The sequence below is a fragment of the Methylobacterium sp. UNCCL125 genome (genome assembly GCF_900116795.1).
Classification (GTDB): Bacteria; Pseudomonadota; Alphaproteobacteria; order Rhizobiales; family Beijerinckiaceae; genus Methylobacterium; species Methylobacterium fujisawaense.
The window spans coordinates 83,096-101,645 of sequence record NZ_FPBW01000015.1; the positions used below are offsets into that span (position 1 = coordinate 83,096).

General features: G+C 69.8%; 20 protein-coding genes and 1 tRNA gene. 13 read left to right on the forward strand and 8 right to left on the reverse strand.

Annotated features, from left to right (window positions below; genetic code table 11):
- Positions 1–131 precede the first annotated feature (131 nt).
- Both BM396_RS16610 and BM396_RS16615 read right to left on the reverse strand, forming a co-directional pair.
- Positions 132–205 (reverse strand) — tRNA-Gly (locus tag BM396_RS16610).
- 193 nt (positions 206–398) lie between these two features.
- On the reverse strand, positions 399–1,241 hold the full coding sequence (locus BM396_RS16615; protein WP_043382563.1) for a 3-oxoadipate:acetyl-CoA acetyltransferase: 843 nt from the start codon (positions 1,239–1,241) through the stop codon (positions 399–401).
- Positions 1,242–1,432: 191 nt separating this feature from the next.
- On the opposite strand from BM396_RS16615, the gene aroQ reads away from it, so the two are divergent.
- The 3 genes from aroQ (at position 1,433) to pyrC (ending at position 3,825) form a co-directional block, all read left to right on the forward strand.
- Positions 1,433–1,882 carry a type II 3-dehydroquinate dehydratase gene (gene aroQ, locus BM396_RS16620; RefSeq protein WP_043382565.1) on the forward strand — a complete coding sequence of 150 codons (450 nt, stop codon included), beginning with the start codon at positions 1,433–1,435 and terminating at the stop codon, positions 1,880–1,882.
- A gap of 143 nt (positions 1,883–2,025) precedes the next feature.
- The gene (locus tag BM396_RS16625) at positions 2,026–2,727 is read left to right on the forward strand and encodes an orotate phosphoribosyltransferase (protein ID WP_043382568.1); all 702 of its coding nucleotides are present in this window, start codon (positions 2,026–2,028) and stop codon (positions 2,725–2,727) included.
- A gap of 12 nt (positions 2,728–2,739) precedes the next feature.
- Positions 2,740–3,825, forward strand: coding sequence for a dihydroorotase (gene pyrC, locus BM396_RS16630; protein ID WP_043382570.1), 1,086 nt, complete (start codon positions 2,740–2,742; stop codon positions 3,823–3,825).
- Here the strand turns inward: pyrC and BM396_RS16635 are convergent.
- Positions 3,822–4,196: a type II toxin-antitoxin system PemK/MazF family toxin gene (locus BM396_RS16635; protein ID WP_043347142.1), complete on the reverse strand. Its 375-nt coding sequence runs from the start codon at positions 4,194–4,196 to the stop codon at positions 3,822–3,824. The two genes, pyrC and BM396_RS16635, sit on opposite strands and share 4 nt — an antisense overlap.
- On the reverse strand, positions 4,193–4,498 hold the full coding sequence (locus BM396_RS16640) for an antitoxin MazE family protein (RefSeq protein ID WP_306307424.1): 306 nt from the start codon (positions 4,496–4,498) through the stop codon (positions 4,193–4,195). The genes BM396_RS16635 and BM396_RS16640 overlap by 4 nt, the downstream gene beginning before the upstream one ends.
- A 38-nt stretch (positions 4,499–4,536) precedes the next feature.
- Here BM396_RS16640 and BM396_RS16645 point away from each other — a divergent pair, with 38 nt between their 5' ends.
- From BM396_RS16645 to BM396_RS16690, 10 genes are all read left to right on the forward strand, one after another.
- Positions 4,537–5,982: an amidase gene (locus BM396_RS16645; protein ID WP_043382573.1), complete on the forward strand. Its 1,446-nt coding sequence runs from the start codon at positions 4,537–4,539 to the stop codon at positions 5,980–5,982.
- Between the two features lie 425 nt (positions 5,983–6,407).
- A complete protein-coding gene (locus BM396_RS16650; RefSeq protein WP_043382576.1) occupies positions 6,408–8,183 on the forward strand; it encodes an acetolactate synthase 3 large subunit in 1,776 nt (591 codons plus the stop codon).
- A gap of 70 nt (positions 8,184–8,253) precedes the next feature.
- Positions 8,254–8,796: an acetolactate synthase small subunit gene (gene ilvN / locus BM396_RS16655; RefSeq protein ID WP_043347129.1), complete on the forward strand. Its 543-nt coding sequence runs from the start codon at positions 8,254–8,256 to the stop codon at positions 8,794–8,796.
- Positions 8,797–8,849: 53 nt separating this feature from the next.
- Positions 8,850–9,143: an AbrB/MazE/SpoVT family DNA-binding domain-containing protein gene (locus BM396_RS16660; protein ID WP_043382578.1), complete on the forward strand. Its 294-nt coding sequence runs from the start codon at positions 8,850–8,852 to the stop codon at positions 9,141–9,143.
- Positions 9,124–9,474 carry a type II toxin-antitoxin system PemK/MazF family toxin gene (locus tag BM396_RS16665; RefSeq protein WP_043382581.1) on the forward strand — a complete coding sequence of 117 codons (351 nt, stop codon included), beginning with the start codon at positions 9,124–9,126 and terminating at the stop codon, positions 9,472–9,474. The genes BM396_RS16660 and BM396_RS16665 overlap by 20 nt, the downstream gene beginning before the upstream one ends.
- A 24-nt stretch (positions 9,475–9,498) precedes the next feature.
- Positions 9,499–10,143 (forward strand): glutathione S-transferase family protein, encoded by a 645-nt coding sequence (locus BM396_RS16670; RefSeq protein WP_043382583.1) that lies wholly within the window; start codon positions 9,499–9,501, stop codon positions 10,141–10,143.
- An 84-nt stretch (positions 10,144–10,227) separates the two neighbouring features.
- Entirely contained in the window at positions 10,228–10,884 is a 657-nt protein-coding gene (locus BM396_RS16675; RefSeq protein WP_043347122.1) for a TetR/AcrR family transcriptional regulator C-terminal domain-containing protein, read from the forward strand.
- A 12-nt stretch (positions 10,885–10,896) separates the two neighbouring features.
- On the forward strand, positions 10,897–11,916 hold the full coding sequence (gene ilvC, locus BM396_RS16680) for a ketol-acid reductoisomerase (RefSeq protein WP_012322218.1): 1,020 nt from the start codon (positions 10,897–10,899) through the stop codon (positions 11,914–11,916).
- A 168-nt stretch (positions 11,917–12,084) separates the two neighbouring features.
- Positions 12,085–12,738, forward strand: coding sequence for a pyridoxamine 5'-phosphate oxidase family protein (locus BM396_RS16685; protein ID WP_043347120.1), 654 nt, complete (start codon positions 12,085–12,087; stop codon positions 12,736–12,738).
- Between the two features lie 239 nt (positions 12,739–12,977).
- Positions 12,978–15,053, forward strand: coding sequence for a methyl-accepting chemotaxis protein (locus BM396_RS16690; RefSeq protein WP_043382586.1), 2,076 nt, complete (start codon positions 12,978–12,980; stop codon positions 15,051–15,053).
- A gap of 23 nt (positions 15,054–15,076) precedes the next feature.
- On the opposite strand, the gene tam is transcribed toward BM396_RS16690, so the two are convergent.
- From tam to BM396_RS16710, 4 genes are all read right to left on the reverse strand, one after another.
- Positions 15,077–15,859: a trans-aconitate 2-methyltransferase gene (tam, locus tag BM396_RS16695; RefSeq protein WP_043382588.1), complete on the reverse strand. Its 783-nt coding sequence runs from the start codon at positions 15,857–15,859 to the stop codon at positions 15,077–15,079.
- A 20-nt stretch (positions 15,860–15,879) separates the two neighbouring features.
- A complete protein-coding gene (locus BM396_RS16700; RefSeq protein ID WP_043382591.1) occupies positions 15,880–16,581 on the reverse strand; it encodes a haloacid dehalogenase type II in 702 nt (233 codons plus the stop codon).
- Positions 16,578–17,642: a tryptophan--tRNA ligase gene (gene trpS, locus BM396_RS16705; RefSeq protein ID WP_043382593.1), complete on the reverse strand. Its 1,065-nt coding sequence runs from the start codon at positions 17,640–17,642 to the stop codon at positions 16,578–16,580. The genes BM396_RS16700 and trpS overlap by 4 nt, the downstream gene beginning before the upstream one ends.
- Before the next feature lie 93 nt (positions 17,643–17,735).
- Positions 17,736–18,497: an endonuclease III domain-containing protein gene (locus BM396_RS16710; protein ID WP_078947349.1), complete on the reverse strand. Its 762-nt coding sequence runs from the start codon at positions 18,495–18,497 to the stop codon at positions 17,736–17,738.
- Positions 18,498–18,550 lie beyond the last annotated feature (53 nt).

The following is an 18,550-nucleotide window of genomic DNA, read 5'->3' on the forward strand; positions in this document are numbered from 1 at the left end:
CTCCCGGTCGGGGGGATCGCCGCGATCCAGGTGGTATCCCGGTGGTATCCGGCGCTTGTGCATTCAGCGGCGGATACCACCGCAGAGCGCCTAAGCGCCTGCGACAAGAGCGATAATCAGGGGGAGAGGAGTGGAGCGGGTACCGGGAATCGAACCCGGGTATTCAGCTTGGAAGGCTGCTGCTCTACCATTGAGCTACACCCGCGCGGGCGGATCGTTAGCACGCTGCGATGCCCGTGAGAAGGTGGGGCGCGGCCGGCGATGAACGGCCGCCGCGAAGGGACGATCCTCCGGCGCCGCGCCGCTCGGCAACCCGGCACCGCCTCGAAACGAGGGGCTTGCGACGGTCGCGTCGCTCCAGCCGGGGGCACTCGTCGCGGGACCGAGGCGTCGCCCGATCAGCCGAGCCCCAGCGCGGCGCGGGCCTCGGCGGGCGTCGCGACCCGCCGGCCGTGCCGGGCCACCGCCTCGGCGGCGAGGCCGACCAGTTCGGCGTTGCTGGCCGCCAGACGGTCCTTCGTCACCCGGATGTTGTCCTCCAGGCCGGTGCGGACCGCGTCGGCGCCGCGGGCGAGCGCCCAGTCCATCACGATCGCCTGGTTGCGGCCGATCCCGGCCGCCGTCCACGTCGCCTCCGGCAGGATCCGCCGCGTCTCGGCGAGCAGGATGTCGAGGAGGTGCTCCTCGGCCGGCATCGCGTTCTGGACGCCCATGACGAACTGCACGTGCGGGCGCGCGTCGATCAGGCCCGCCTCCACGAGGCGCTTGGCGCCGTGCAGGTGCGAGAGGTCGAAGATCTCGATCTCGGGTCGGACGCCATACTGCTTCATCTGGCCGGCGAGGTCGGTCACGAGGCTCGCGGAATTCTCGTAGACGATCGTCGGGAAGTTCACCGAGCCGGTGGACAGGGACGCCATGTCGGGCCGGTGCTTGAGCGAGAGGCCGCGGGCGGCCGGGTCGCGCCCGCGCCCCCCCGTGGAGAACTGCACGATCATCCCCGGGCAGTGCTCGCGCAGCCCCGCCTGCACGGCGGCGAACTTGTCCGGGTCGGAGGAGGGCGACTCGTCGTCGTTGCGCACGTGGATATGGCAGAGCGTGGCGCCCGCCTCGAAGGCCTGATGCGTCGACTCGACCTGCTCGGAGACGGTGACCGGAACGGCCGGGTTGTCGGTCTTGCGCGGCACGGAGCCGGTGATCGCCACCGCGATCACAACGGGCACCTCGCTCCGGGATCCTGCCATCCGCCTGTCCTCCCTGCCTCTTGGATTTCGGAAACCCGGATAGCGCCGTGGAAGCCGGATCTGAACCGCCCGGCGCGGGCGGCAGATCCGTCTGCGGGACATCTCGGGCCGGATGACAGCCCGGACCCGTGTCCCGACGGACTTGTGTCTCGCCGGCGCTTGCCGCACCTCTTCCGGCCGCGAGGCACACGATGAACGACACGATCCTGGTCCTGAACGGGCCGAACCTGAACCTGCTCGGCAAGCGCCAGCCCGAGATCTACGGCCGCGAGACCCTGGCCGACGTCGAGGCCCTGTGCCGCGAGACCGCCGCCGGCTTCGGGCTCACGGTCGATTTCCGCCAGAGCAACGCCGAGCACGTGCTGATCGACGCGATCCACGATTTCCGGGTCGGCTCGGCCGGCATCGTGATCAACGCGGGCGCCTACACCCATACCTCGGTGGCGCTCCTCGACGCGCTCAACACCTGCGAGGTGCCGGTGATCGAGTACCACATCTCGAACGTCCACCGGCGCGAGGCCTTCCGCCACCACTCCTACATCTCGCTCGCCGCCACGGCGGTGCTGGCGGGGTTCGGGACGCACGGCTACGCGCTCGCCATCCGCCACCTCGCGCATCTGCGGGCCGGCAAGCCTGCATGAGGCGCGGATAGCGCCGCGATCAGGGTTGACGCTGGCGGAGACAGGGCGGAGGAGGGCGGTCAGGCCCTAGTTTCACGCGCGCTCCCCGGCCGGACCGGTCCTCATGGCCCCGGAGAGCGCCTCAAGCGGAGCGCGCACGCCGCATGACCAGCCCCTTCCTGCCCCTCGACCGGACCGTCATCGCCCGCGAGGCGGCCAAGATGTTCCTCGAGATCGGTGCCGTCCTCTTCTACAAGGACGAGCCGTTCAAGTTCACCTCCGGCTGGGCGAGCCCGGTTTACACCGACAGCCGGAAGATCATCTCGTTCCCGCGCCTGCGCTCGACGCTGATGGACTTCGCCACCGCCACGATCGTGCGCGAGATCGGCTACGAGAAGCTGACCCACATCGCGGGTGGCGAGACCGCCGGCATCCCCTTCGCGGCCTGGATCGCCGACCGGATGATGCTGCCCATGCAGTATATCCGCAAGAAGCCCAAGGGCTTCGGCCGCAACGCCCAGATCGAGGGCGAGATCGTCGACGGCGCCCGGACGCTGCTGGTCGAGGATCTGGCCACCGACGGACGCAGCAAGGTCAACTTCTGCAAGGCCCTGCGCGAGTCCGGCGCCCAGGTCGATCACTGCTTCGTGCTGTTCTACTACGACATCTTCCCCGGCAGCGCCGCGCTGATGGAGGAGATCGGCATCAAGCTCCACTACCTCACCACGTGGTGGGACGTGCTGGCGGTGGCCAAGGAGATGGGCACCTTCGACCCGAAGACGCTCGACGAGGTCGAGCGCTTCCTCAACGCGCCGGCCGAGTGGTCGGCCGCCCATGGCGGCATCTCCGCCTTCGGCCAGGCCTGAGGGGTTTTCGCGATGGGCGTCGCAGACCTGTTCCCCGCCGAGCGCCAGGACGCGAAGCCGGTCGACCGGATCACGATCCGCCGGCCGGACGACTGGCACATCCACCTGCGCGACGGCGCGATGCTGAAGGCGGTGCTGCCCTACACGGCGGCGCAGTTCGCCCGGGGCATCATCATGCCGAACCTCGTGCCGCCCGTGACCACGGTCGCCGCCGCGGAGGCCTATCGCGCGCGGATCCTGGCGGCCCTTCCCGCCGGCATGGACTTCACCCCGCTCATGACCTGCTACCTGCGGGACGACACCGATCCGGACGAGATCGAGCGCGGCTTCCGGGAGAAGGTCTGGGTCGCCGCCAAGCTCTATCCGGCGGGCGCGACCACGAACTCCCATGCGGGCGTCACCGACCTCCTGGGGATCGCGCCGGTGCTGGAGCGGATGGAGCGGATCGGCATGCCGCTCCTGATCCACGGCGAGGCCACCGACCCGGAGATCGACATCTTCGACCGGGAGGCCGCGTTCATGGAGGGCAGCCTGATCCCGCTGCTCGGCCGGCACAAGGGGCTGAAGGTCACCGTGGAGCACGCCACCACGGCGGAGATCCTCGACGTGGTCCGGGAGCACCGGAGCCGGTGCGCGGCCACGATCACGCCGCACCACCTCGTGATCAACCGGACGCACATCTTCCAGGGCGGGCTGCGCCCGCACCTGTACTGCCTGCCGGTGGCCAAGCGCGAGCGGCACCGGCTGGCCCTGCGCAGGGCCGCGACCTCCGGCGAGGCCTGCTTCTATCTCGGCACCGACACCGCCCCCCACGTCCGCGGCGCCAAGGAGGCGGCCTGCGGCTGCGCAGGCGTGTTCTGCGGGCCGAGCGCGCTCCAGACCTACGTGCAGGTCTTCGACGAGGAGGGGGCGCTCGATAAGTTCGAGGCCTTCGCCTCCCTCAACGGCGCCCGCTTCCACGGTCTGGAGCCGAATGCCGGGACCGTCACCCTGGAGCGCCGGCCCGGCCGCGTCGCCGAGGCCGTGACCGTGGACGACACCGCGGTGGTGGTGTTCCGGGGTGACGAGACGCTGCCCTGGTCGGTGGTATCCAGCTAATCGCGACGGATGCCGGTCTCAGGCCGTTCGGCTTGAGACGAAGACCCCGCCAAGCCGAGGAAGACGAGTATCGCTCGGTCGAGCCGCAGCAGATCCTCGTCGTCGAGCCGTCCGATGCGGTCGCCCATCTTGATTTTCGGAACGGTCGTGATCTTGTCGACCATGAGCCGTGACGGTGCACGCAATCCGTTGCGTCCGGTTGGAAGGACGGGGATCCGGAAAAGAGGCGCGTCCGTCTCGTTCGACGTGAAGGCGCAGATGGTGATCGAGTCGGTCGCGTCGAAGCTGTCATCCTGAACGATCACGGCCGGGCGTGGCTTCCCCGCGTAGGTTTTTCCGCCGGCTACCGTCCAGATCGCACCGCGCCTCATTCATCGCCCTGATCGGACACGGCGTCGATGAAGGCCTGATCCTCCGCATCGCGCTCGCTCTCGGCGATCGCGTGCGACTGGCGATGCGCCTCCGCTCTGAACGCGGGCGCGCTCACGTCCGGCACCCAGATCTGCATGGGTCTCAGGCCTTGAGCGCGCAGACGTGCACGGTCGTTGCGGGCCTTCGCGGCTGCGGATCCGGCTTTGAAAGCGGGCGGCATGTCGTTCGCGCTCCTCGGCGGCGACCTGTAAGCTACATGGGCGGCCGAGGGCTTGCCAACGCTCTGCTCGGCGGCCGTCATCTCCGTACTCATCCCGACCAAGCTGGAGGCGGTGTACGATGCAGGACGCGCGACAGGACGGCATCACGGCGATGGGCGCCGTGGACCTCGCCGCCGCCATCCGCGGCCGGGTGGTCTCCTGCGCGGAGGTGATGCGCGCCTATCTGGAGCGGATCCACCGGCTCAACCCGCAGGTCAACGCAATCGTGGGCCTGCAGGACGACGCGGCGCTCTTGCGCGAGGCCGAAGGTGCGGACGCCGTCCTGGCGCGGGGCGAGCCCGTCGGGCCGCTGCACGGCTTCCCGCTGGCCGTGAAGGATCTCGACCCGGTCCGCGGCCTGCCGTTCACCCAAGGGTCGCCGATCTTCGCCGACCGGATCGCCGAGACGGACTCGATCATGGTGACGCGCCTGCGCGCCGCCGGGGCGATCTTCATCGGCAAGACCAACATCCCCGAATTCGGCCTCGGCTCGCACAGCTTCAACCCGGTCTACGGCGCCACCGGCAACGCCTACGATCCGGCGAAGACCGGGGGCGGGTCGAGCGGCGGCGCGGCCGTGGCGGTGGCGCTGCGGATGCAGCCGGTGGCCGACGGCAGCGACCATGCCGGTTCGCTCCGCAACCCGCCGGCCTTCAACAATTGCTACGGCCTGCGCCCGGCCTGGGGACGGATCCCCGCCGAGGCCAAGGACGTGTTCAGCCCCGGGCTCGGCGTGCTCGGGGCGATCGGGCGAACGCCCGGCGATATCGGACTGATGCTCTCGGTTCTGGCGGGCTACGACCCCCGCTGCCCGAACGCCATCCGGCAGGACCCCTCCGCCTTCGCGAGCCCGCTCGCCCGCGACTTCCGCGGGACGCGGATCGCGTGGCTCGGCGATTGCGGCGGCCAGATCCCCTTCGATCCCGGCGTGCTCGACGTCGGACGCGCCGCCCTGGCGACGTTCGCGGAGATCGGCTGCATCGTCGAGGAGGCGATGCCGCGCTACGATATGGAGCGGCTCTGGGAGGATTGGCTGGTGCTGCGCGCCTTCACCGTCGCGGCAAATCTCCGCCCGTTCTACGACGAGCCCCGCCACCGGGCCCTGCTCAAGCCGGAGGCGGTCTGGGAGGTCGAGCGGGGGCTGGCGCTCGGCGCCGACCGGATCATCGCGGCCCTGGAGGGGCGCACCCGCTGGTACGAGACCCTGCGCCGCTTCATGGAGGGCTACGATTACCTCGTGATGCCGAGCGCGCAGGTCTTCCCGTTCGACAAGGCTTTGCGCTGGCCCGAGACGGTGGGCGGACAGGCGATGGACACCTATCACCGCTGGATGCAGATCACGATCCCGGCGACGATGTCGGGCCTGCCGGCCCTCGACGTGCCGGCCGGGTTCGGAGCCGCCGGACTGCCAACCGGCATCCAGATCGTCGGACCGAACCACGGCGAACTCGCCTGCCTGCAACTCGGGGCCGCCTACGACGCGGCGAGCAACTGGGTCCGCCGTTTCCCGCCGCCCCTGCAGTGAGGGAGCGGCTCCGCCTCCGAACCGGCTCACTTGCACGCGCGGACGCGTTGACCCGCCGCGCGCGCTCCGCTATGAGGCCCGACACTTCGCGCGCCGACCATGAGCCAGTTCCGGATCATGCGGGTGCCGCGAGGCAGGTTCGGATTTCCGATGACCACGGTCCTTATTGTAGCGGTAGCGTCACCGACGGGGCGGCCCTGAGCTAGGGCCGCGATCCGGGCGGTGGCGCATGCAGGGTCCCTCGGGGCCCTTTTTTGTTGCCCGCGTCCGGGCGGGACAGGACTGGGACGGACGGAGATCCGAGGCGATAGGCACCTTCGGGCGAGGCGGAGACCGCCCCGCGTGACGAGGGTGCCGGGAGAGAGGACGGGGCAGGGCGGCGATCACGGGATCGCGGTGGCTCCGGAGAGCGCGAGGAGACGAGCATGGGCGGCGAGGTCATGACCGGGGCCGAGATGGTCATCCGGGCCTTCCAGGATCAGGGTGTCGACACGCTGTTCGGGTATCCGGGCGGCGCCGTACTTCCGATCTACGACGCGCTCTTCCACCAGAACGCCGTCAAGCACATCCTCGTCCGCCACGAGCAGGGCGCCGTCCACGCCGCCGAGGGCTATGCCCGCTCCTCCGGCAAGGTCGGCTGCGTGCTGGTCACCTCGGGCCCCGGTGCGACCAACATCGTCACCGGGCTGACCGACGCGATGCTGGATTCGATCCCGCTGGTCTGCATCACCGGGCAGGTCCCGACGCACCTGATCGGCACCGATGCCTTCCAGGAATGCGACACGGTCGGCATCACGCGCCACTGCACGAAGCACAATTACCTGGTCAAATCGATCGACGACCTGCCGCGCATCCTGCACGAGGCGTTCTATGTGGCGGCGAACGGCCGTCCCGGCCCGGTCGTCGTCGACCTGCCCAAGGACATCCAGTTCGCCTCCGGCCTCTACGAGCGTCCGGAGATCGCGAGCCACAAGACCTACCGCCCGGCCGTGAAGGGCGACGCCGACCGGATCCGCGCGGCCGTCGAGCTGATGGCGACCGCGCGTCGGCCGGTCTTCTACACCGGCGGCGGCGTGATCAATTCCGGCCCGGAGGCGTCGCGCCTGCTGCGCGAGCTCGTCCGCGAGACCGGCTTCCCGATCACCTCGACCCTGATGGGACTCGGCGCCTATCCGGGCACGGACGAGAAGTTCCTGGGCATGCTCGGCATGCACGGGACCTACGAGGCCAACCTCGCGATGCACGAGTGCGACGTGATGATCTGCGTCGGCGCCCGGTTCGACGACCGGATCACCGGCCGTCTCGACGCGTTCTCGCCCTTCTCCAAGAAGATCCACATCGACGTCGACGCCTCCTCGATCAACAAGGTCGTCAAGGTCGATGTCGGGATCGTCGGCGACTGCGCCTCGGTGCTCGCCGACATGCTGGAGGCGTGGCGCGCCCTGCCGTCGCGGCCCGACAAGTCGAACCTCGACCCGTGGTTCCAGAAGATCGGTGCCTGGAAGGCGCGGGACTGCCTCGCCTACTGGCCGTCGGGCACGATCATCAAGCCGCAATATGCCGTGCAGCGGCTCTACGAGGCCTGCAAGGACCGCGAGACCTACATCACCACCGAGGTCGGCCAGCACCAGATGTGGGCGGCCCAGTACTTCAAGTACGACGAGCCGAACCGCTGGATGACCTCAGGCGGCCTCGGCACGATGGGCTACGGCCTGCCGGCGGCGATCGGCACGCAGCTCGCGCATCCGAATGGGCTGGTGATCGACATCGCCGGCGAGGCGTCGATCCTTATGAACATGCAGGAGATGTCGACGGCGGTGCAATACCGCCTGCCGATCAAGGTGTTCATCCTGAACAACGAGTACATGGGCATGGTCCGGCAGTGGCAGGAGCTGCTGCACGGCTCGCGCTACTCGCAGAGCTACTCGGAGAGCCTGCCGGACTTCGTGAAGCTCGCGGAGGCCTACGGCGCCAAGGGCATGCGCTGCGAGAAGCCGGGCGACCTCGACGGCGCCATCGCCGAGATGCTCGCCTATGACGGCCCGGTGATCTTCGACTGCATCGTCGACAAGACCGAGAACTGCTTCCCGATGATCCCGTCGGGCAAGGCGCACAACGAGATGCTCCTGTCCGACTACCTCGGTGAGACCGGCGTCGAACTCGGCGACGTGATCTCCGAGGAAGGCAAGATGCTGGTGTGATGGGTTTGGCGGCGGCCCTCCGGGGTCGCCGCTGGTGAGCACGGACGGGACGACGAGGACGAGGCCGGCGATGAATGCGATGAACACCCACTACCCCGATGCCGTCCGCGTCGAGCCGGTGAACCGGCACACGCTGGCGGTGATCGTCGACAACGAGCCCGGCGTGCTCGCGCGCATTTCGGGCCTGTTCTCCGGCCGCGGCTACAATATCGAGAGCCTGACCGTCTCCGAGACCGAGGAGGCGCGCCACATCTCCCGCATCACCATCGTCACGACGGGCACCAACGCCGTGATCGAGCAGATCAAGGCGCAGCTCGACCGGCTGGTGCCGGTCCACCGGGTGGTGGACCTGACGCTCCAGGGCAACGCCCTCGAGCGCGAGATCTGCCTCGTGAAGGTGAAGGGCGAGGGCGAGCACCGCAGCGAGGCCCTGCGGCTCGCCGCCGCCTTCGGCGCCAAGACGCTGGACGCCACGCTCAACTCCTTCGTGTTCGAATTGACCGGAGCCACCGAGGAGATCGACCGGTTCGTGCGCCTGATGAGCGTGATCGGGCTGGTGGAGATCTGCCGGACCGGCATCTCCGCGATGGGGCGCGGGGCTGAGCCGCTGTAGGCTCCGGCGGCTGACCTCTGCTAGGATGCCCCGTCCCCGCAGGAGGCGGAGTGATGGAAGCCAAGGTCATCCGCTGGGGTGACGACCTCGCCGTCCGTCTGAGCAGCGCGGAGGCCGAAGAACTCGGCATCCGCGAAGGCGAGACGGTCGAGATCGTCTCGAAGCGCCCGGTCCCGCCGGAGCCGCAGCAATGGGCTGGGCGCCGGTACGTCAACGGGCTGCCGGTCTATACGCTCGAGGACATGGTCGCCGAGATGCGCCGTCTGGGCCCGGATTTCGAGCCGCCGACCGTGGACTGGGGTCCGGATGTCGGCTCTGAGATCATCGATGACGACGACTCCCGCTGAGCCATCGCTTCAGGCCGGCGATTTGATCCTCGTCGAATTCGGTCCTGTCCGCGGGACGGAACAAGATGGGCGTCGACCGGCGTTGGTTGTGTCGGAAGTGCTGATGAACACGGCGACGCGCCGCGTCATCGTCTGCCCGATTACGAGCAACATCGAACCATGGCCGACGAAGATCATGCTTCCGGTCGGAATGACTGTCGAAGGCGCGGTGTTGACGGATCAGATCCGGTCCATCGATCAGCGGGCGCGTATTCTGAGGCGCCTCGGCGTCGCGCCGGGCGCTGTTCTCGCCGAAGTCCGGCATCAGATCGCGAAACTGCTCGGGCTTTGAAGCAGGACGGCGTATAGCAGTGTCATGACCGCCCGCACCCTCTACTACGCCCCCGGCGCCTGCTCGCTCGCCGCCCACATCGTCCTGGAGGAATCCGGGCTGCCCTACGAGGGCATCAAGCTCGACCTCGCCGCCGGCGACCAGCGCCGGCCGGAATACCTCGCGATCAACGATCGCGGCCGCGTGCCGGCGCTGACCGAGGACGGCTGGGTGCTCACCGAATGTGCGGCCATCATGCGCCACGTGGCCCGTCAGGTGCCGGAGACGGCTCTGTGGCCCGCCGACCTGCGGGAGCAGGCCGCCGCGGACGAGTGGCTCGGCTGGCTCGCCTGCAACCACCACGTGACCTACGCGCATGTCCGCCGTCCGGAACGCTACACCGAGGATGAGGGCGCGTTCGACGGCATCAAGAGCAAGGCGGCCAACACCTACGCGGATCTCGCCACCATGACCGAGGTGCGCCTCTCGCACGGCGGCTGGGCGGTGGGCGACCGCTTCAGCGTCGTCGACGCCTACCTGATGGTCTTCTGGTTCTGGGCGAACGGCCCGGTGCTGCGGTTCGACATGGCCGGCCGCTTCCCGGCCTGGACCGCCCATGCCCGCCGCGTCGCCGAGCGCCCGGCCGTGCAGGCCGTCTTCGCCCGCGAGGGGTTGCCGCTACCGCACTAATCCCATTCGGTCGCGGCAACCCCCTTGCCGCGGCCATCGAATCGGCCTAGAGCGCGTACCGTACGGTACGGTACGCCATTCGAAATGATGCAGGCCAGCGCCACAGCAGAGCGGGAAGCGCCGTCGGCACGCCAGCAGGCGGTGCTGGACGTCGTGCTCGGCCTCATGGTCGAGGACGGCGAGCAGCTCACCATGGACGCCGTCGCGCGCCGGGCGAGCTGCTCGAAGGAGACGCTCTACAAGTGGTTCGGCGACCGGGACGGGTTGCTGACCGCGACGGTGCGCTGGCAGGCCTCCCGGGTCCATGCCGGGCACGACGCCGCGCAGATCCTCGACGGGGCGACCCTGCGGGAGCGCCTGCAGGATTTCGCCGTGACGTGGCTGGAGGTCATCACCGGCCCCACCTCGGTCGCGTTGAACCGCATCGCCATCGCGCATGCGGGCTCGCGCAAGAGCAATCTCGGCGGCATCGTGCTGGCCAACGGCCGCTTCGCCATCGGCGAGCGGGTGAAGCCCGTGCTGGAGGCCGGGCGCGCCGCCGGGCTACTCGCCTTCGCCGACAGCGAGGCCACCTTCCGCACCTTCTTCGGCCTCGTCGGCCGGGATATCCAGATTCGACTTCTGCTCGGCGAGACCCTCGATTTCGACGGGGCCGAGATCCGGCGCGATGCGGGCCGCGCCGTCGAGCAGTTCCTGGCCCTCTACGGCCAGGCCAAACCCGACCCGAACCGCCACGTTTAAGAGGAGACAGACATGCGGGTGTATTACGATCGCGACGCCGACCTGAACCTGATCAAGGGCAAGAAGGTCGCCATCGTCGGCTACGGCAGCCAGGGCCACGCCCACGCGCTCAACCTGCGCGATTCCGGCGTGAAGGACATCGTCATCGCCCTGCGCGAGGGCTCCGCCACCGCCAAGAAGGCCGAGCACGAGGGCTTCAAGGTCCTGTCGGTCGCCGAGGCCGCCAAGTGGGCCGACGTGGTGATGATGCTCACCCCCGACGAACTGCAGGGCGACATCTACCGCGAGTCCCTCGAGGGCAACATGAAGCAGGGCGCCGCGCTCCTGTTCGCCCACGGCCTCAACGTCCACTTCAACCTGATCGAGCCGCGCAAGGACCTCGACGTCCTGATGGTCGCCCCGAAGGGCCCGGGCCACACCGTGCGCTCCGAGTACCTCCGCGGCGGCGGCGTGCCGACCCTGATCGCCATCGCGCAGGACGCGAGCGGAAACGCCCACGACCTCGGCCTGTCCTACGCCTCGGCGAACGGCGGCGGCCGCGCCGGCATCATCGAGACGACGTTCAAGGAGGAGTGCGAGACCGACCTGTTCGGCGAGCAGGCCGTGCTCTGCGGCGGCCTCGTCGAGCTGATCAAGGCCGGCTTCGAGACCCTGGTCGAGGCGGGCTACGCCCCCGAGATGGCCTATTTCGAGTGCCTCCACGAGGTGAAGCTGATCGTCGACCTCATCTACGAGGGCGGCATCGCCAACATGAACTACTCGATCTCCAACACGGCCGAGTATGGCGAGTACGTCACCGGCCCGCGCATCGTCACGCCCGAGACCAAGGCCGAGATGAAGCGCGTGCTGAACGACATCCAGTCGGGCACCTTCACCCGCAACTGGATGCTGGAGAACAAGGTCAACCAGACCTCGTTCAAGGCGACCCGCGCCAAGCTCGCCGCCCACCCGATCGAGGAGGTCGGCGCCAAGCTCCGCGGCATGATGCCGTGGATCTCCGAGAAGGCGCTGGTCGACAAGACCCGCAACTGATCTGTTCGCATCACGCGGCCGGGCTTCGCCCGGTCGTCACGCCGGGGGCCGGTCGCGCGAAGGCGTGGCCGGCCCTTCGCGTTCCGGGTTGCCCGACCTGGGGAGTCCCGGCCATAAGCCCGCCAGCGGTCCCGCGCGTATGAGGACCGGCTAGCGGAGAGGACACGCATGGCATCGCTCTATTCCGACGCGCACCGGGCGCTGCAGGAGGAGTTCGGCACCACCAAGCTCGCGGTGCGCCTCGACGAGGACTGGGTCCACGAGAGCATCCAGCCGGACGAGGCCGCCTTCATCGGCTCCCGCGACATGTTCTTCCTCTCGACCGTCGACCCGGACGGCATGCCGACCGTCTCCTACAAGGGCGGCCCCACGGGCTTCGTGAAGGTGCTCGACGCCAACACGCTGGTGTTCCCGGGCTTCGACGGCAACGGCATGTTCTACTCGATGGGCAACATCGCGGGGCAGGCCAAGGTCGGCTTGCTGTTCATCGATTTCGAGACGCCCCACCGCATCCGCGTGCAGGGCCACGCCACGCTGCTGCGCGACGACGCCCTGATGGCCGAGTACACCGAGGCCAAATACTTGGTGAAGGTCGCGGTGACGAAGATCTGGATCAACTGCCCGCGCTACATCCACAAGTACCAGAAGCTCGAGCAGAACAAGTACGTGCCGCGGCCCGGCCGCGAGACGCCGCTCGCCGCCTGGAAGCGTCTGGACCTCGCGGGCGACGTGATCAGCGACGAAGACAAGGCGCGGGTCGCCCGGGAGGGCAAGCTGGAGGTCTCGGAGTACGAGGCGCTGGTCGCCCGCGGCGAGGCCTGACGACCCTTTGCCGGCCGCCCCGCGAAATGGGGCGGCCGGCGGGCGCTCGATATGCCGGGAATTCAATCTTCGGCGCACAAGTTGATACCAAGTAGATATCCGCGGCGCTTCATATTGATGTAGCAATATAATTGCGACTGATCGCGGCCGAGTTCAAAATTTCTTGACGATGTGCGGGGGTGGCCGCTAGATTTCCTGCAAATCTGGTCGGTCACATCCTTGCGCGGATCGTAGAGAACATGCTTTCGCTGCCCCTGCGTGTCGCCGTTATCTGTAGCGTCCTGATCGCTGCGGTTTTCGCGGGAGGGATGACTTTTCTTGCTCGTCGAATCAACGCTTCCTTCGAGGAGCAGGCGGCCAAGATGCAGTCGGAGACTCTGTCGAACGAGGCGCGCGAGGTCCGGTTTCGCCTCGCGGTCGCGGCCAAGACCGCCGAGAGCATCGCGGTCTCCGCCTCGGCCCTGCGCGCCCGCGGCATTCAGGACCGTGAGGTCTACGATGCGATGCTGCGCGAGCTTCTGCGCGCCAACCCCAGCCTGATCGCGACCTGGACGGGCTGGGAGCCGGATGCCCTGGACGGGCGCGACCGCACGTTCGCCGGCACGGCCTCCTCGGACGCGAGCGGCCGCTTCATGCCCTACTGGAATCGCGGCAGCGGCACGATCAAGCGGGAGGTTCTCACCGGCTACGAGGCCGAGCCGGACGGCGCCTATTATCTTCAGCCGAAGAAGCTGAACCGCTTGGTGGCCATCGAACCCTACATCTACAAGGTGGCCGGGAAGGACGTCGTCATGATGTCGTTCGGCGCGCCGATCAGCGTGGACGGCACGTATCGCGGCACCGCCGGGGTCGACATCGACCTCGGATCCCTGAATGCCGCCTTCGGCGCGGTGAAGCCGTTCGGGACCGGCTACCTGGCCGTGGTCTCGGCGAGCGGAACGACCGTCGCGCATCCGACCGGCGCGGCGGCCGGGAAGCCGATGCACGGCTTCGACGCGTCGGCAGCCGACGCGGCCAGGCAGGCGATCGCGGCAGGCGCCGTGGTGGTGACCGATGCGCCGGGCCCGGATGGGGCGCCGTGGCGGTACATGGCGCAGCATATCCAGGCGGGCGAGACGCCCGACCGCTGGGCCATCGTGGTCGCGGTGCCGGTGGCGACGCTCACGGCTGCCGCCGATCAGGCGCGCGCCAGGCTCATCGGCATCTCGGTCCTCTGCGTGCTGATCGGCTGCGCGGTCGTCTTCGGCGCGCTGCACCGCCTCGTCGGAAAGCCGGTCCGCGCCCTCGGCAGGACCATCGGCGACATGGCCGCGGGCGATTACGGGGCGGACGTGCCCGAGGCTCGGCGCCGCGACGAGGTCGGGCTGGTCGGGCGGGCCGTCCTGAAGCTGCGCGACGGCCTCCGGGCGCAGGCGGAGGCCGACACGCAGGCGCGGGCTTCTGCCCAGGCCGCCGCCGACCGGGACCGCAAGCGGGTGACGGCGGATCTGGCGAACACCTTCGAGCAGGCGGTCGGCGGCATCGTCGAGACGGTCACGAACGCGGCCACCGAGCTGCAGGCCACGGCCCGGGCGCTGGCCGCCACGGCGTCGGAGACCGCCGGCCAGTCGACCACCGTCGCGGCCGGGGCCGAGGAGGCGGCCGCCAACGTCCGGGCCGCGGCCTCGGCGGCCGAGGAGCTCGGCAGCTCCGTGCAGGAGATCGGGCGTCAGGTCCAGGGCTCCGCGCAGCTCGCGCGGGCCGCGGCCGACGAGGCCGGGCGGACGGTGCGTCTGGTCGAGGACCTGAGTGCGGCCGTGATGAAGATCGGGGACGTGGTGGCGCTGATCAGCGGCATCGCGGGCCAGACCAACCTGCTGGCCCTCAACGCCACCATCGAGGCGGCCCGTGCCGGCGAGGCCGGACGGGGCTTCGCGGTCGTGGCCGCCGAGGTGAAGGCGCTGGCCGAACAGACCGCGCGGGCCACCGAGGAGATTGCGGGCCAGATCGCCCGCGTGCAGGCCTCGACCGCGCAGGCGGCCTCGGCGATCGGCAGCATCACGACGCGCGTCGACGAGATCAGCGGCGTGGCCACGACGATCGCGGCCGCGGTCGAGCAGCAGGGTACGGCGACCCAGGAGATCGTCCGCAACGTGACCCAGGCCGCCGCCGGCACGGGCGAGGTGACGACGAACATCGCCCGCGTGGCCGAAGCCGCCGACATGACCGGCTCGGCCGCGGGCCAGGTGCTGGACTCGTCCGCGAACCTGTCGCAGCAATCCGAGCACCTCCGGGCGGAGGTCAGCCGCTTCCTCGGAACGGTGCGCGCGGCCTGAGGACCACCGGGCCGGCCTGCGCGCTACGGGGCTTTTCGGGCAACGATGAACACCCGCGGGAAGGCGAGCAGGCGCTGCCCGTCGCTGCGCGGCGTGTAGGCGGCGTCGATCGCGCCGGTATAGGCCGCCAGGAAGCCGGCCTTCTCCCCGGGCTGCAGCGGGTCGAGGAAGGGCCGGAGCCCCGTGGCGCTCACCCAGTCCACGATGGCGGCGGCATCCGCCATCCGGTGGTGATAGGCAGTGCGCCAGACATCGACCTCGGCGGCCAGGGGCGCCAGCAGGTCGTAGTAGGCCGCGGGCTCCAGCATGCGGCCGAGGCGGCCGGCCACGGCCGGGTCGCCGATCGTTGCCGCCCAGGGGCCGGCCGCCGCGACTTCGCGCATCAGCCGGTGGGTGGGCTCGGCGAGGTTGTCGGGCATCTGCACGGCGAGCACCCCGCCCGGGGCGAGGAGGCCGAACAGCCGCGGCAGCAGGGTCGCGTGGTCCGGCAGCCATTGCAGGACGGCGTTGGCGAAGATCAGGTCCGGGGCGCGCTCCGGGACCCAGGTCGCGGCATCGGCCTGCGCGAAGGTGAGGTCGGGCAGGCGGCCACGGGCGCTCTCCAGCATCGCCGGGGAACTGTCGAGGCCGAGCACCTCAGCATCGGGAAATCGCGCCGCGATCAGCGCGGTGGAATTGCCGGGCCCGCAGCCGAGATCGCAGGCGAGCCGTGGCGCGTCGAGGGGCACGCGGGCGAGGAGCTCGGCCGCCGGCCGCGTCCGCTCGTCCTCGAAGCGGGTGTAGAGGGCGGGGTTCCAATCGGCCATCTCTACCTCCGTGCGACGCCTCAGCAGCCGAGCTGGTCGGCGAGGTCCGCCAGGTCCCGCGCCGCGTGGGTGACCGGCACCGTCGGCGCGGTCTCGCCGCCGGCCGGGCCGTGCTCGTGCGGGCGGGCGATGTGGGCGGTGGACAGACCGTGGCGCGCCGCCGCCGCGAGGTCGTTCGAGTGCGCCGCGACCATCATCGTTTCCGCCGGCGCGAACCCGAAGGCCGCCACCGCGTCGCGGTAGAGCGCCGGCTTCGGCTTGTAGTCGCGGGAATAGCCGGCGCCGAGCACCGCGTCGAAGATCAGCCCGTTGCGGCGGGCGAGGTCGGCCATCAACCGGACAGGCCCGTTGGAGTTCGGTGCCAGGAGGTGCTTCTCCCGCAGCCGCCGCAGCGCGTCCGGCACCTCGGGCCAGGCGTCGAGCCGGTGCCACGCCTGGACCAGCTCCCGCTGCACGGTCTCGGGCACGCCCGCGATGCCGAACTGCGCCAGCACGTCGGGCAGGGACTCGGCCTGGAGCGTGTCGAGGTCGACATAGAGCCGGGCGCCGGAGCGCACCGTCTCCATCGACGGGTCGTAGCGGGCCCGCCATGCATCCGCGAAGGCGCCCGCATCGAGGCTCGGCGCGACGGACGCCAGCAGCCGCGCCGCCTCGCGGGCGACGCCGGAGCGCCAGTCGACGAGCGTCCCGAAGACGTCGAAGACCAGCGCCCGGATTGTCACCGCACCGCCTGGAGGCTGGGGCCCCGCCGCACGAAGCCGACGATGTCCTTGACCGCGTCGAGGGTCTGCGCCGCGATCGTCTCCGCCCGGCCGGAGCCGTCGGCCAGCACGGCGTCGATATGGCCGGGATCGGCGGTGAGCCGCCGCATCTCCCCGGCGATCGGCGCGAGGCTCGTCACGGCGAGGTCGGCGAGCGCCGGCTTGAAGGTCGAGAACTGCGCCCCGCCGAAGTCGCGCAGCACGTCCTCGCGGCTGATGCCGGCCAGCGCCGCGTAGATCCCCACGAGGTTGTCGGCCTCGGGCCGCTCCTTCAGGCCCGCGACCTCGGAGGGGAGGGGCTCCGGATCGGTCTTCGCCCGGCGGATCTTCTGGGCGATGGCGTCCGCATCGTCCGTGAGATTGATCCGGGCGTTGTCGGACGGGTCCGACTTCGACATCTTCTTGGTGCCGTCGCGCAACGACATGACCCGGGCGGCCGGGCCGCCGATCAGCGGTTCCGTGATCGGGAAGAACGCGTCGCCGTGGCCGTGCGCCGCGATGGAGCCGGCGAAGTCGGTGTTGAACTTCTGCGCGATGTCGCGGGTCAGCTCCAGATGCTGCTTCTGGTCCTCGCCCACGGGCACGTGCGTCGCCCGGTAGGCCAGGATGTCGGCGGCCATCAGCACCGGGTAGTCGTACAGGCCGATCGAGGCGTTCTCCCGGTCCTTGCCGGCCTTCTCCTTGAACTGGGTCATGCGGTTCAGCCAGCCGAGGCGGGCGACGCAGTTGAACACCCAGGCGAGCTCGGCGTGCTGGGGCACCTGGCTCTGGTTGAACACGATCGAGCGCTTCGGATCGATGCCGGCGGCGAGGAAGGCGGCCGTGACCTCGCGGATCTGGCCGCGCAAGGCCTCCGGATCCTGCCAGACGGTGATCGCGTGCAGGTCGACCACGCAGTACAGGCACTGCGCGTCGCGGTCCTGCATCTCCACGAAGCGCTTCACCGCTCCGAGATAGTTGCCGAGATGCAGGTTGCCGGTGGGCTGGACGCCCGAGAAGACCAATTCGGTGAACGCGGCCATCGGCGCCGATCCTGAGCAAAGATAGACCGGGGCTCCGCGCCGTCCGGGCGCGGGGTTACTCGCACCCGTAGGCCGGAATGGTCAAGGACGCGCTCACGGCTCCCGCACGGGGCGCTTCGCGCTGGGGCAGAGGTCGGTCAGGACGCAGCGCCCGCAGGCGGGCCGGTGATGGTGGCAGACCTGCTGGCCGTGCAGCATCAGGATCTCGTGATTGTCGTAGAGATCCTGCGCGCTCCACGCCGCGGGCAATTGCCCCCGCAGGATCGCGTGCGCCGGGCCGACATCGACCCGCGGGCCGATCAGCCCGAGGCGCTGGGCGACCCGGTGATGGTGGCTGTCCACCGGCAGCGCCGGCATCCGCAGGGTGGAGAACGACAGGACCGCCGCACTGGTCTTCGGCCCGATCCCGGGGATGGCCTGCAGCCACGCCCGCGCCGCCTCGACCTCCATGTCGGCCAGGAAGGCGAGGTCGAGGGTTCCGCACCGGTCGCGCAGGGCCCGGATCACGTCGCGGATGCGCGGCGCTTTCAGCTCCGGCCATGTCACCCCCGCGATGGCGGCCTCGATCTCCGGCACGTCCGCGTCGATCACCGCCTCCCAGTCCGGGAAGCGTGCCCGCAGGGCCTTGAAGGCCCGGCCGGATTCGGCGTTGCGCGTCCGGTGCGACAGGAGCGAGGAGACGAGTTCGCTGACCGGATCCAGGCTGTGGAAGTACGGGATCGGGCAGCCGTAGACCGGGCAGAGGCGCGCGTGGATCGCCAGCGCCTTCTCGGCGAGGGCGGGATCCATGGCGTTGGGGGCCGCCTTGCGGCGCGGAGGCGGGACGGTCCCGGTTCTGAGGGCGGTGGCGGGCATGTCGGGCGAATCCGCGAGCCGACGCCCCTGTTCCTGCCGGGGCGGGGCAGCGG